This is a genomic window from Dehalococcoides sp. UCH007, assembly GCF_001010485.1.
Taxonomy (GTDB): domain Bacteria; phylum Chloroflexota; class Dehalococcoidia; order Dehalococcoidales; family Dehalococcoidaceae; genus Dehalococcoides; species Dehalococcoides mccartyi_A.
The window spans coordinates 1,305,959-1,319,208 of record NZ_AP014722.1 but is presented as its reverse complement, the minus strand read 5'-3'; the positions used below and the strand labels follow the sequence as shown (position 1 = coordinate 1,319,208).

Annotated in this window: 14 protein-coding genes and 1 pseudogene; 11 read left to right on the top strand and 4 right to left on the bottom strand. The window is 43.8% G+C overall.

All coding sequences use genetic code 11. The annotated features are described in order from the left end of the window. Positions 1-200: 200 nt before the first annotated feature. The 3 genes from UCH007_RS06950 to UCH007_RS06940 all read left to right on the top strand — a co-directional run bounded on the left by UCH007_RS06950 (position 201) and on the right by UCH007_RS06940 (position 2,767). Positions 201-1,757 (top strand): reductive dehalogenase, encoded by a 1,557-nt coding sequence (locus UCH007_RS06950; RefSeq protein ID WP_023652842.1) that lies wholly within the window; start codon positions 201-203, stop codon positions 1,755-1,757. Between the two features lie 21 nt (positions 1,758-1,778). Continuing rightward, the gene (locus UCH007_RS06945) at positions 1,779-2,066 is read left to right on the top strand and encodes a hypothetical protein (RefSeq protein ID WP_012882599.1); all 288 of its coding nucleotides are present in this window, start codon (positions 1,779-1,781) and stop codon (positions 2,064-2,066) included. Between the two features lie 368 nt (positions 2,067-2,434). Next, positions 2,435-2,767: a hypothetical protein gene (locus tag UCH007_RS06940; protein WP_046961423.1), complete on the top strand. Its 333-nt coding sequence runs from the start codon at positions 2,435-2,437 to the stop codon at positions 2,765-2,767. 252 nt (positions 2,768-3,019) lie between these two features. Here UCH007_RS06940 and UCH007_RS06935 read toward each other — a convergent pair whose 3' ends face one another. After that, the gene (locus UCH007_RS06935) at positions 3,020-3,499 is read right to left on the bottom strand and encodes a MarR family winged helix-turn-helix transcriptional regulator (protein WP_046961422.1); all 480 of its coding nucleotides are present in this window, start codon (positions 3,497-3,499) and stop codon (positions 3,020-3,022) included. 282 nt (positions 3,500-3,781) lie between these two features. Here UCH007_RS06935 and UCH007_RS07945 point away from each other — a divergent pair. From UCH007_RS07945 to UCH007_RS06910, 6 genes and pseudogenes are all read left to right on the top strand, one after another. Further along, positions 3,782-3,850 (top strand): annotated as a pseudogene (locus UCH007_RS07945) (twin-arginine translocation signal domain-containing protein); the annotation flags it as partial. A gap of 990 nt (positions 3,851-4,840) precedes the next feature. Next, a complete protein-coding gene (locus UCH007_RS07940; protein ID WP_395843498.1) occupies positions 4,841-5,380 on the top strand; it encodes a 4Fe-4S double cluster binding domain-containing protein in 540 nt (179 codons plus the stop codon). A 1-nt stretch (position 5,381) separates the two neighbouring features. Next, the gene (locus UCH007_RS06925) at positions 5,382-5,678 is read left to right on the top strand and encodes a hypothetical protein (RefSeq protein WP_023652839.1); all 297 of its coding nucleotides are present in this window, start codon (positions 5,382-5,384) and stop codon (positions 5,676-5,678) included. A 57-nt stretch (positions 5,679-5,735) separates the two neighbouring features. Then, a complete protein-coding gene (locus UCH007_RS06920) occupies positions 5,736-6,038 on the top strand; it encodes a zinc ribbon domain-containing protein (RefSeq protein ID WP_012882594.1) in 303 nt (100 codons plus the stop codon). A 38-nt stretch (positions 6,039-6,076) separates the two neighbouring features. Then, positions 6,077-6,511, top strand: a complete 435-nt coding sequence (locus UCH007_RS06915) for a hypothetical protein (RefSeq protein ID WP_231854695.1) — start codon at positions 6,077-6,079, stop codon at positions 6,509-6,511. Between the two features lie 310 nt (positions 6,512-6,821). Then, positions 6,822-7,589: an adenosylcobinamide amidohydrolase gene (locus UCH007_RS06910; RefSeq protein WP_023651786.1), complete on the top strand. Its 768-nt coding sequence runs from the start codon at positions 6,822-6,824 to the stop codon at positions 7,587-7,589. Positions 7,590-7,762: 173 nt separating this feature from the next. On the opposite strand, the gene UCH007_RS06905 is transcribed toward UCH007_RS06910, so the two are convergent. Both UCH007_RS06905 and UCH007_RS06900 read right to left on the bottom strand, forming a co-directional pair. Then, on the bottom strand, positions 7,763-8,440 hold the full coding sequence (locus UCH007_RS06905) for a response regulator transcription factor (RefSeq protein WP_046961421.1): 678 nt from the start codon (positions 8,438-8,440) through the stop codon (positions 7,763-7,765). Beyond that, on the bottom strand, positions 8,437-9,717 hold the full coding sequence (locus UCH007_RS06900; protein ID WP_046961420.1) for a PAS domain-containing sensor histidine kinase: 1,281 nt from the start codon (positions 9,715-9,717) through the stop codon (positions 8,437-8,439). Before UCH007_RS06900 ends, UCH007_RS06905 begins: the two co-directional genes overlap by 4 nt. A gap of 285 nt (positions 9,718-10,002) precedes the next feature. Between UCH007_RS06900 and UCH007_RS06895 the strand changes: the two genes are divergently transcribed. Together UCH007_RS06895 and UCH007_RS06890 are read left to right on the top strand one after the other, a co-directional pair. Further along, positions 10,003-11,547, top strand: coding sequence for a reductive dehalogenase (locus UCH007_RS06895; protein WP_012882589.1), 1,545 nt, complete (start codon positions 10,003-10,005; stop codon positions 11,545-11,547). Between the two features lie 23 nt (positions 11,548-11,570). Then, a complete protein-coding gene (locus UCH007_RS06890; RefSeq protein ID WP_046961419.1) occupies positions 11,571-11,843 on the top strand; it encodes a hypothetical protein in 273 nt (90 codons plus the stop codon). A gap of 207 nt (positions 11,844-12,050) precedes the next feature. Here the strand turns inward: UCH007_RS06890 and UCH007_RS06885 are convergent, their stop codons facing one another. Next, complete coding sequence (locus UCH007_RS06885; protein ID WP_046961418.1) at positions 12,051-13,202, bottom strand: Fic family protein; 1,152 nt, start codon at positions 13,200-13,202, stop codon at positions 12,051-12,053. Between the last annotated feature and the right edge of the window lie 48 nt (positions 13,203-13,250).

Genomic DNA, 13,250 nt, shown 5'->3' with positions numbered 1-13,250 from the left:
TGTTACTTTTCTCATATTCAAACCAAGTATCCCCTTGACTAAGGTGATACAATTTATCTGTGTAGAAAAACTACATAGAAAAACCACTCTGCAGCTCGCATATGCAGCTGGATTTGTGGCTGCTGGTGAAGATAAGGAGGTGAAGATAGGATAAAAAGGTTTGGTCTTTCCTGCCAAAATAATATGAATGGAGTGTAACTATGAACCAATTCCATAGCACAGTAAGCAGACGGGACTTTATGAAGGGTCTGGGTCTTGGGGTGGCAGGAATAGGGGCAGCAAGCGCTACAGCCCCAGTTTTCCATGATTTGGATGAAGCAGCCAGTTCAACTAAAGCCGTTTTAAAACGCGGTTGGTATGTAAAAGAAAGAGATTATGGCGATTATGGTATAGAGATTGATTGGAATATAATGAAGCGCCGTGACCAAAGAGGTTTCCCCAATTGGAATTTTGGTGTAACCATGAATGCGTATCCTGAAGGACCTCAAGCATTCGCAGCGTTAAAGCATGCTGGTGAGGAAGCCACGGCTGAGAAGGCGAAGGAATTTTGGCCCGATTATAAAGGTCCTACTACAAGGGATGAAGCGCTAGGCTCAGCATTTGAAGCAATGTCCTATGGGAACTCCGGCTATTGCGGCAACTTGGTTCAAGGGGGTACGTCGACAAATTTACCCGCCCACCGTCCTGAAGAAATTGGTATGCCAAAATGGCAGGGTACGCCAGAGGAAAACCTTCTAATGATACGGGCTGTTTTCAGTTTGGTTGGGCTTGGGCCGATGGTAGGCGTTGCTGAGCTTAATGAGCAGACTAAAAAATTCGTTTGGGATTATATGCCTTTTCAAACGTCGGCTCGAGCTTCGACCGGTCCAAATTTACTACCAGCTATACCAGCCACGGCCGGTCAAAGACGCATAATATTTGATGATAATGCGACCGAAAGCTATCTCACCGAGGACCCTCCTGCTTTTCATCTACCTAGTGCACAAAGATATGTGATAGCAACTCATAATTTGTCCTGTGATGAAATAGCTCGTAGAGGTCTCGGTGCAGCCCTTGGCGGATGTACTGAAAATATGTCTTATGCGCGAGTTGCATATGCAAAAAACATAGTTGAACAGTTTATCCGCGGGCTAGGTTACAATGTCTCTTACGGACATGACATGCAGCCAGCGTTGGCTTGGGATATTGCAAGTGGAGTCGGAGAACATGCCCGCTTGGGCCAGACGATTGGTTCTCCTGAATACGGTGGTTTAATGCGCACCCATGCCATCTTCTATACAGATCTGCCTTTAGCTTTAACTAAGCCGATAGATGCCGGTTTTACCAAATTCTGTGAGACCTGCGGTATCTGTGCTGAAACATGCCCCGTAGGTGCCATACCGGAACGCGGCATTAACCGCAGCTGGGATAATAACTGTGGGCAAAACTGGGCTGATGACAAGATGGAAGGCGGCACAAAGGTCATGTTCAACCTGCCTGGCTATAAAGGCTGGCGATGCAATTTATTCAAATGTGCGTATACACCCTGTGGCGGTGCATGTAAGGGTAACTGCCCGTTTAACACTATTGCTGACGGCAGTTTTGTCCATAGCATAGTCAAATCAACTGTCGCCACCACCCCCCTGTTCAACAGCTTCTTTACCAGTATGGAAGGTATTCTTCACTATGGTAAGCAGGACAAAGACCCTGAATCATGGTGGAATAGCCCTGATGAATGGCATATCTACGGTACCCATCCTAATAGTTTACGCCAATAATTATAGGAGGATAGAGTTTTTATGGAGTACTTCATTCCCTTTGCATTAATTGGGGCAGTTGCAGCTATTGGCATATTTGAATTTTTTAAATGGTTGCAGCGGAAAAATATAAAGGCAAACTGGTATGAGTGGCTGATAGGCGTCGTAGGCTTTGCCCTGCTTTTACTGGCAGTTCAGCATCTTTTCGGCGCCATGACAGAGTTATTTACTTTTGCAGCCTGGATGGGGTTTGCCATTATCGGCATACCCGCGCTGGTGCTTATGGTAATTGCCTGGCAGCTGGTAGCCAGAAGAGCAAAACAATCCTAGTTTAGAAAAATTTTATCTTGTGTTTCAAAGAGGGGAAGTTTACTTCCCCTCTTATTATTTTTTGGAAATTTGGTTAAGACGTGGAAATTCGGCTTGCAAAATTAAAATTTCCGTTTTTGGTATTTAGAGTTGCTCATTACCACAATATGGCTAAATTAAGACAAAATATTAAAAATTTATAATTATTAAGTATAAAGTATCATAGTGGTTGGTACTTAGGTACGATGTAATGGTTTCCTATTAAGGTTATAAGTGTTTGTAGGGTATTAACTCAGATAGGTTAATCTGCGGATTGTGCGAATCTATTGCCCTTTTTTGCCTCTATTTGTGGTTTCAACTGGATTTGGCTGAATATATGAAGAAACAGAATGACCCATGCAAAGGTTCTTAGGAGCAGGGATTTTTGGGTTATCACCGGAATTTTAGCTGTAATTGCTGTGATCTACTACGCTTTTGATATTTCTGCGTTAAACTGGCTGGCGTTAGATGAGCATTTGGGTATTACCAGACATTCTTTCGCCAGTAACCCGTTTTTGTTGCCTGTCTTCATGACTGCTTGGGGATTGGGTTTCGGAAGTGGATTGTTATGTATACTTGCTTCTGTTTTGATAGTAATGCCGCGTGTCCTCACCAGTCCATGGAAACTCGATGTCATAGCTGAGACAATAATACTTTGTTGTATAGGTATCGTAATCAGCTAGCTTATCAGCAAGGGATTCAGGTGGAGTTTGTTTTAATATATATCCTGTAGCTAATCCAAAACATGTATCTCAAATAATCCGGCTGATATCGCGTTTAACACAAAGAAATATCTTAGATAATATCTAGGTGTGGTGTTTAGCTCCGGACACTATATTTAAGTCCAGCCGGTGTTGTTGGCGGTAATATTAAAATGCAAATACAGTATTAAATTCCCAAGATTGGCGAGTTGTTATAAACAGCAATGCCAAATTCTATTGTGCATCTTTATTGCCGATGTATTTTCCGAGACGGTCAAGGCTGGCATCCAGAATCTTCTGCAGCAGTTTTTCCAGCTGCTCCCGTTCGTCATCTGCCAAAACACTTGTAGGTTTCACCATATTATTACGTATTTCCAGCATCTGCCAGTATACATCATAACCTTTTTCCGTCAGAGAAATGGTGATCATGCTGTGGTTATCCGGGTCTTTTTCCTTGAAAATCAAACCGTTTGCTTCCATCCGGTTAATAAGCCCGAGGATTGTGTGTGGCTCTCTCAGCAAGCGGTGGGTGATGTCACTTATAGTAGCTTTGCCTCTAGTGGCAATCTGATCAAAAACCCCCGCTTGTTCAGGGGAAATACCAATCTTGAAATACGCTTTTTCCAGTTCTTTATATATAGCCCTGCGGCTGCGCATTAGCAGCAAGCTTGCTGCATCATTCGGGTCCCATTTATATGCTTCGCTATACTCCATGGTTTGTTTTGATACTCCTTTAATACCTTCAATAATATCAACTTGTAGGTGAATCGTCAAAAATTCAGCATAAAGTACTACGCCATCTGGACGATGTATTTGCCGGCCGGCTAGTGTATCGTACATGATATATATCGTATATGATAATATACGTATACGATATAAGGATACAAAAGTATATTCGGCCGTTTATTTTAAAGAGAGGTGTAAATGAAGTATTGACACACGGGAAAGACTGTGTGGTATTTGGGGAAACAAGTGATTAAAAAAGTGAGAGGAATCATGGCAGAAGTAAATCGTAGAGATTTCCTCAAGGCTGCAGGTGTAGGGGCTGCTGGTATCGGAGTAGCCGCCGCCGGTAGTTACTGGAATTCTTATCATGAGGGACAATCTGCATTCTCCATGCAGGGTCAGGAACATCGTCAGGGTCATGAATATTTTAACCGTGAACCATTCCGTGTTGACAAGGTTACCCCTTTCAGCTGGGAAGTTATCGGCCCTGATTTGCCGAACAACCATTCCGTAGGGGGCATACACCGCATAGATATGCGCTGGTATTATGGTGAACGGTTTAAGAGTGCCGGACACGCAGTAGCCGGCAGTAACCCGGCAGTCGGCTATGATTTGACCAAAGGTGATCTGGATGCTATGCCCAATACTTGGCCATCCAATGGTCTGGCGGGTTTGTCTACCTTCTATCAGGAGTACTATGACCTATATCCAATGATGGTAGATATAGACAAAGAGTACAAGTATGATTGGCTACCTCAGCTTGTCGAACGCTTCAAAGCAAGCATAGAAAGCCGTGCCAATTTCAATGCCAACGAAGGTCTGATTGCTATGGCCAGATCTGAAGCTCAGAGAGCCGTTCCTGTTTCCAGTATCACTGCTCCGCCTGAAGAAAATGACTGGTCTGGTGTTTCAGCCAGACGGGCAGTATTTGATTCACCAGAACTTGCCAGCCAGCTTATCAAGCGCATGGCGGCTGATTTAGGTGCAACTTTCGTAGGTGTTACCCCCTTAAACAAGGGTTGGGTTGCCTATAGTCATGCACCTCTGGGAGGCTTGGGTGGCGGTACCGGTGGACGCGGGTTTGGCATTAACACTCCTATCAAAATACCTGAATGGTGGGATAATGCCATTTTGGTTACTGGTACTATGAGCTGGGATGTAAACGCCGGGGATCCCAACTATGGTGATTCCTGGACGGGTTACAATATTTCTTCCCAGATAGCCCAGCAAATGGTCAAATTCCTTAAATATCTGGGTTATCCCGCCCGTTGGCATTCCCCGTTCGGCGGTTATGACTTCCCTGTTCCCGGTATTGCTGCTGAATGCGGTATGGGTGAAATCGGGCGTACTTCCAACTGTCTTGCCCCTGACTTTGGCGGTAACGTAAGACCCGCAGTTATTACTACCAGTCTGCCGCTGGCCGCAGATAAACCGGTAGATTTTAACCTTGCAGAGTTCTGTAGCCGCTGTAAACTATGCGCTCAGGTCTGTCCTACTCAGGCTATAAGCTATGATGACAAGCCCAAGTTTGAGATCTACGGGCAGCGCCGTTTCAACACTAATCTTGCTAAATGCCGCGACGGATGGAATCTGGGAGCCGGGCCTATGGGTTGTCGTGCCTGTATTTCAGTATGCCCGTGGACCAAGAAAAATACCTGGGTACACCGCTTTGTGCGTGAAGTTTTGTCACATGACGGTACCGGTGCATCTCAGAACGTGGCTATCTGGGCTGAGAGAACACTTTATCCCAAGAATTATGAAGATGCCCTTAATCCTCCTAACTATAAGGGTGTTTACGAACCTCCGAAGTGGATTAAAACCAACGAATATGTCAGTAGTTTTGTTAATACTCCGATGGGGGTGAAGTAATATGTGGATGATGCTCTTAAACGTACTTATGGGACTTGGTCTGGCAGCTGCAGCCTGGTCAGTATTTACCGTAGCTAAAGGGTACGGCAAAGCTGTTAAATGGTGGCACTGGGCAATGCTGCTCTTAGCAGGTGTTTTATGGATTACCGGTTTTGCCTGGTTGGGAGCCCAGCTGGGTGAAGAACTGGGAGGCAAGGTCTTTGTTCAGGGCGCCCTCTTCGGGTGGGGTGTTTTGTTCATAGTAAGCATAGTCCTTACTCTTTTTACCTTCCAATTAATAAGACGCCAGGCAAAGTAAATCAAATAAGTCAGCGGTGCGGTATTATGCCGCACCGCTGATATAAGTGAGAAGTAAATGCCTTTATATGAATTCAGATGCCAGTTTTGCCAAAGCTCATACGAGAAGATAGGCAAACCGGATGATAACCCGGTCGATTGCTGTCCCGGTTGTGGAGGTAGGGCCCAAAGGGTGGTATCCGGTTTCTCATGGAAAAATCAAACGTCAAATCTGGTTAAATTTAAGGATAGCGCCGATGAAAAAATGCATTATGCCGAGCGGCGTTTAAACGAAGACAAAAGCCTTGACCCCAATGCTTGGCTGCTCAAGGTTGCCCAGGACAGATTGGCTGAAAAAACTGCGAAATCAGCTCAAGCCTGATGATGGTATCAGATATTGTGCAAAAACGGTTTGGAATAATGAAATCGGGCGTGTTGGTGCTATGTGTATTGCTGGCACTTACCGGTAATGGCTGTGCTGAACCGGACACAGAAAAGGTGATACCGGATGCCTGTCCTGACTTGGGTCTTCTGGTTACGCAGGCTGATGTCACGGATACACTGGATCCGTATGGTCGCCCTATTGTCACGGGTAATGTATTTCCGGCATCTGCCAAAGCGATATTTTTGGTTTTTTCTTTGTCGGATGATATGTGTTGCAAAACCTTGAATGTACGCTGGTTTCAAAACAGTCAGTTGGATCCTATACAGATTGAGGATAATTTGCATGCCCAGTTTCCCATTAAACTAACATTATTTGCACCTGCAGAAGGGTTTATGCCGGGTGAATATCACGTGAGTATATATGTAGATTTATGGGAACGGCTTTCTCTACCATTTGTAATAATTGAGTAAGAACTCTTGTACAGCCAAAGTGGGGAAACCGTTATAACCGGACTTTTTAATAAATGAATAAAAGTATTTGCCTGAAACGCCCGGCCTAAAGCAGGGTAAAAGGGAAAGAAATCCGGTGGAAAGCCGGAGCAGTAGCGCCTACTGTGAGTGGTGAAACCACAAGCCAGCAAAGCGTCCGGTTTCAGGTACTGCCCTCCCGGTGACTACGGGAGACAGGTGTGGAGTTAAAGATATTTAGCCCCCTCCTGTTCTTGGGAGGGGGCTCATTTTTAGGGGTGGGGTAAATTAAGCTGAATTGGAGGAAAGAAGGATGATATCTGAACTTAAAACAGATACCTGTTATAAAGAACTAGGCTGCTTCCACGGGGTAAAAGCGGGCATTGTCTATCACAAAGCTCTGGGAGCAGCTACCAATACCTTGGTAATAGAACTGCCGGAAGAAAGGAATATGCTCTCCACCCGCACCGGTCTTGGTAAAGCCAAGTATATACTGAATACTCACATACCCCCCGAACTCTGGAATTTTATGCACGACAACTCAGCAGACTGGCAGACGGCCTACTCGGTCGTACTTGAAGAAGTCCTTAAAAGATACGGTACAGACCTGGATAATGTCTCATTCCTGTCCACCGGGGTAGACCAGGATAATATAGCCTGGGCGGAAGAAACCTATGAGGAGTTTTGGGTACTTGCCTTTGCTACCGCCGGGGTAAAGACCAACGCTATGCGGATAGGCTGTGATGCGGCAAGCGGGATAGAACGTAATGGCAAGTTTGAGAAGATAGGCACGATAAATATCATACTGCTTACCGGCTCAACTCTGGAAACGCCCACTCTTGCTTCATCGTATATTACCCTGACCGAGGCTAAGAATGTAGCCTTGCAGGAGCTGGACATACGGAGTGCAGTACACCCTGAATGGCAGGCAACCGGTACAGGAACAGACCAGATAATCAGTGTATCGGGTACAGGGGATAAGTATACCTATGTGGGCGGACATACCAAGCTGGGTGAAATGATGGCTAAATCTGCCACCAGGGCGGTCAGACAGGCTATCAGGAATTGTCGCGGATACTAGAGGAGGATTATGCCAGATATCCCAACCGCATATTTTATAGAAAATCCGTTTAATTATTTGCTTTAGGATATGTGTATAGAGGTTTCAGGGATTTAAATTTATAACCGGTATGGTTTTTTTATGATATTCATGTTTGGTAGTAGAGAGCTGATTAGTTCAATATCGGATAGCCTCTATTCAATTATCTGGTAGCCAACTCCGGGTATATTAATGATAAATTCCTTGACATTGTCAATACGGCTTAGTTTTTGTCTAATCCTCATTATGTGGGTTTTGATAGTTTCTTTGGCGTAATACTCATTGCGTCCCCAAATTGATTTTGATATATCGGCATAACTGACAATGCGTCCGCCCTTGGTCAATAAAATGTGCAGCAGCTGGCCTTCTGTGATCGTTAAATTTATGATGTTATTTTTATAAGATATTTCCTTTAGACTGGTACCGAATTTCCAGTGCCCGTATTTTAGCCCCAGGTCTTGGTTGGTTCTGTTCAGACGTTTCAAAAGGGATTTTACTCGGGCAATAAGTTCCAGCGGCTGAAAAGGTTTGGTAATGTAATCATCTGCACCTAATTCAAAAGCGGTAAAAATCTCCTGTTCATTGTTTCGGGCGGTTAAAATAAGTATGGGCAGGCTGGAAAATGCCCGTATCTGTTTTAAGACATTTATGCCGTCAATATCCGGCAATCCCAAGTCTATTATGGCAATATCAAAATCATGTTTATAGACAGTTTCAATGCCGGTTTTACCCAAGTACACGGCTTTCGTTTCCATATCCGGCCAAAATGATTTAAATAGCAGAAAGATAGATTCAACTATCTTCTTGTCGTCTTCTATAAACAGCAGTTTCATGGCAGCGGCCCCTTTGAGGGTGGTTGGGGTATGGTGAAAAGGAATGTGGCACCTTTACCGTATTCGCTTTCAACCCAGATACGTCCGCCATGCAGCTTCACGTATGTCCTTACAATACTAAGACCCAGCCCCAGACCTTGTAGTTTTTTCTGCCTGTTTTCCACCCGGTAATAAGGTTTGAATATATTTTTGATTTCATCCGGTTCTATTCCTATGCCGCTGTCTGAGATAGAAAAAAGGACGTTATTTTGGTCTTGGTTGATATTGATAGATATAATTCCGGAATCTGCGGAGTATTTTATAGCATTGTCTATCAGGTTATCCAAAATCTGTTTTAAACGGTCTTCATCGGCGATTATAAACTTCACTTCCGGTGCAATAACAATATTAAAAACAATATGGTTGGTATTGCATATTTCCTGCTGAATGGAGATTATATGTTCCAGCATCTCCTTGATGTTGAAGCGGCTTCTGTTTAATTTAGGGTCTCGGACTTCACACTGAGCCATGTCCAACAATTCATCAAGACGGGTATTTAAATTCATAGTGCTTTCATAAATGTTTGAAGCCAGAGCTTTATATTTCACGTCAGCGGCTATATTTGAAAGCACCCCGCTGGATGAGATTATGGAAGTAAGGGGTGTTTTTAAGTCGTGAACGACAATTCGGGTAAACTCAAGGCGGCTTTTCATTTCGGTCTGTATGCGTTTACGCAGTTTCTTTTCGTTTTCATAAGAGACCATAAGCTGGTTATAGATGAGTTTGCGTTTATTAATCTCATCTGATAATAGTTTATTCACGTCTATAACGGGATTATCATCAACGGATAATGGCAGATTTCTTGAAGTGCTGAGAGGTGCGGGAGCTGAGAGTGATATTTCCTTTGTGATATCTTTTATAAATGTAACACTTAAAATCCCATTACCAGAGTTATCTTTCAAAAGAAAACCCTCTGATTCTGCCCAGATAAATCCTCCGTCTTTCTTGGAATAGCGTTTGACGATTTTAGAATAGCAGTGTTCATCGTCCCAGATTTTCATGGCATGTCTATAGCTGATTTCCAGGTCATCCGGGTGAGTAAGATCGAACATGGTTTTCCCGATTAGTTCTTTTTTTCGGTAACCCAGCATTTTGCACAATGCCTGGTTTGCTCGGATTATCTGATGCATCTTCTGGTCAACAATAGTTATTCCTACCAGAGTGTTATGCTGCATGATTTTAACTATCTGGTTGCAATAATCAGCTGTCTCAATCCGTTCTGATGAAGGCATTTTCATCCGGTGCTCCTTGAATCTAATTTTATACCCCTTATTTTAGAAGGACAATGATTGTTACAATTTTTTACCGCAACTTCATTATTTATAACCGTAAATAAATTCTCCTGTTACTGATGTGTTGGTACACTTCCTTTGAACGCATTTTCTCCGGCTGGCTGTACTTTTTTGTCATTATCTCCGGTAAAGGCGTTTGATTAAACAAAATTGGGGGTGAGAACGACTTAAAAAAGTTATACCTGTTTGGTGAGCTCAGATAATTAATATCTGAATATAAGGAGAGGGAAAATGAATAAATTCCATTCGAGCGTAAGTCGCCGTGATTTTATGAAGGGGCTGGGAATAGCCAGTGCAGGATTAGGTGCTGCCGCAGCTGCCGCTCCGGTTTTTCATGATTTGGATGAAGCTGTCTCTGCGCCTGTAGCTGGCGGTTTCAGACGCCCGTGGTGGGTTAAGGAACGTGAATACGAAGATCCAACCTGCGAAGTAGATTGGAACCAGATAGAGCGTTCTGACAACTCGTGGATTATGCACGGGGTACGGAACGGGGTAAAGGGTGGTTACCTCTTTGCCGGGCAGAAGTATCTGGACTGGCAGAAAGAAGGTTCTGACAGGGCTTTTACCGGGGTGAAAAATAATGAACCTGGCTTTACCCTGCGGGATATGGCACTTGAGGGCGGTGCATCCCCATTACTTATGGGATTAAACAAAGTTGTTAGCTTTGTTTTGCCCGAAATTAACCAGAACGAGGTTCTGGCTCAGTTTGGTTTTACCGCTGCTGCCTGGCCTAATGCATCATCTTTTTGGGTAGCTTCCGCTCCGCCGGATTTCTGGGGAGTACCGAAGTGGCAGGGTACACCTGAGGAGAATTCACGCATGCTGCGTTCAGCTATGCGTTTCTTTGGTGCTTCTGAGGTGCGTTTTGCTGAGCTGAATGAAAAAACCAAAAAACTCATTTTCACCCATCATGTTCACAATACGCCCATTGTATTTGAAGATGTAGACCGGGCATACGAAGTTGCAGGACAAAAGTTTGTTCTGCCGAATAAGCCGCTTTATATAATCAGTGTAGCCATTCAGATGAGCAAGGAAATGTACCGACAGGGTAATGCCGGTATTCGTTTTGCTGCCAATAACATGCGTTACCGTCTTAATAATGTGGTGCAGGTGGCTACCCAGTCATTCTTAAAAGGTATTGGTTATCAGGGTATCGGTTATCCTTCAGAGTCCCTGTTCCATGGCATGATGCCCTCTCAGGCGGATGCCATTTTAACCGGTTTTGCCGAAATGGCCCGGAATAACAATTACTGCATCAGCCCAGAATTTGGAACAGTGGCCGGTTATTACAGTATCCTTACCGACCTGCCTCTGGCTCCGGACAAGCCGATAGATGCCGGCTATTTCCGTTTCTGCCACACCTGCCGGAAATGTGCCGAGGCCTGCCCCTCTCAGGCTATCTCTTATGATAGTGAACCTACTTGGGAAATACCTCCGTCTGCCATAGATCCTGCTAAAGAGACCAAGTATTCTACTCCGGGCAAGAAAGTCTTCCATACAGATTCACCTGCCTGTTATTCCAGATGGATAGGTCTGCATGGCTGTGCACGTTGTATGGGTACTTGTGTATTTAATACCAATGGCAGTGCCATGGTACACGATATGGTTCGGGCTACAATAGGTACTACCGGCGTCTTTAACGGCTTCCTTTGGAATGCCGACAAAGCTTTCGGTTACGGGTTGATACCCCCTGAGAAATGGGAAGAATGGTGGGACAAAGACTATCCCGTACTCGGTCAGGATAGCACCATTGGTTCCTATTATGGCGGGTACTAAGCAATACAAAAGGAGATAATAAAATGTGGTTATTGTTAGGGATTCTAATAGGTGTAATTGCCCTGGGATTTATCTGGTGGTTACGAAAGAGTAACACCAGCCTGCAGTGGTATGATTGGGTTATCAGCCTTACAGGTGTGGCTATGTTGCTTTTTACTATTCAGAATTATTTCGCTTCCATAGCTGAAGGAGAGTCTAAAGCTGCCTATATGTTCCTGCTGGTAATAGGTCTGCCGGGGCTTATCCTGCTGGCCTTAGCCTGGCAGTTGGCTGCTCGGAGGGCAAAGAAAGCTTAGTTCAGGAAATAGTAACAGGCATTTTACAAGGAGGGAGTTACTCCCTCCTTGTTCTATTATTCCAAGATTTACTCAAAATCAAAAATGGGGTTTTTAATAGGTTGAACTCCCCGTCCGATATTTTACGTACAAATGCCCCCGCCTTTAAAAGCGGGGGCATGTTTTTAACTTTGGTGGAGACGAAAATATATGGTGAATGTATTATTACTAATCGTTAGCGGTAAAAATATCTAGATAATCCCTATATACATAGGATTGGCCATATTTTTTATTCTTGTCTTTAGGGATAAGAATCCCCAGTTCAATAAACCTATTAATGACAATTTGTGCCCCAGCACGAGTATTGAAGCCGGTCCATTTCTGAATTGTTGCTAAATTCACAATCGGTTGTCCATACAGGCGTGGAAGAACACTGCAGGCACTTTCCGCCGCTCTTTTCCCCAGAGTTTGAATTTTAGACATATCTTTTTCGCGTAAGGCCGTAATCTTACCCACTATCTCTATTGACTCACCGGCCATTTCTATAACTCCATCCAGAAAAAAATTAATCCACTCATCCAAGCCACCTTGATGGTAGCCTGCTAGCTTTGAATAATAGATATTTTGATACCTCTTAAAATACGAAGATAAAAATAAGATAGGCTTTTCTAACAAACCTTCTTTCCAAAGATAAAAAGTTATAAGCATTCTGCCAGTTCGGCCATTTCCGTCTAGAAAAGGATGAATGGTTTCAAACTGAGCATGTATAAGGCCAGTCTTGATAACAGAGGGTATATCATCATTTGTGTTAATAAATTTTTCCAAGTCACCCAGGGCAATATGCATTTCATTCACTGGTGGCGGGACGAAGGTCGCATTATCAGGGCGTGTTCCACCAATCCAATTCTGACTGTGGCGGAATTCTCCGGGATCAGCGTATTGGGTTGTACGCGCGTTAAGCATGAGTTCTCTATGTATTTCTCTAAGCAAGCGTAATGAAACTGGGAAGTTATCTTCAGCAACTCTCTTCATGCCATAATTTAACGCACGGATATAGTGTAAAATATCATCTACATCTACCGGAAGTTTGTCAGTAATTTTTATCTCAGCTTCAATGGCATCTACCATAGTAGCCTTGGTTCCTTCTATTTGACTGGATGACGCAGCATCTTTCCGTAGATACATTAAAATAAAGAAATCCACATCCGGCAGGAGCTGGGTTATACCATCCAGTTTTCCCAGAAGATGAGTAGCCTGGATACTTTTCTTTATGATAGCTTGTCTGAAGGCAAATCCCTCTGGTGGAGGAAATGGACTTGGTATGAAAGCCTTAAAACCACCGAGTTGTTGGATGTATCTACCTATTTGAATGGTGGGCATGTTTTGAACATCCTCACTTTATATGTATATAAATCTTATATGTTTATA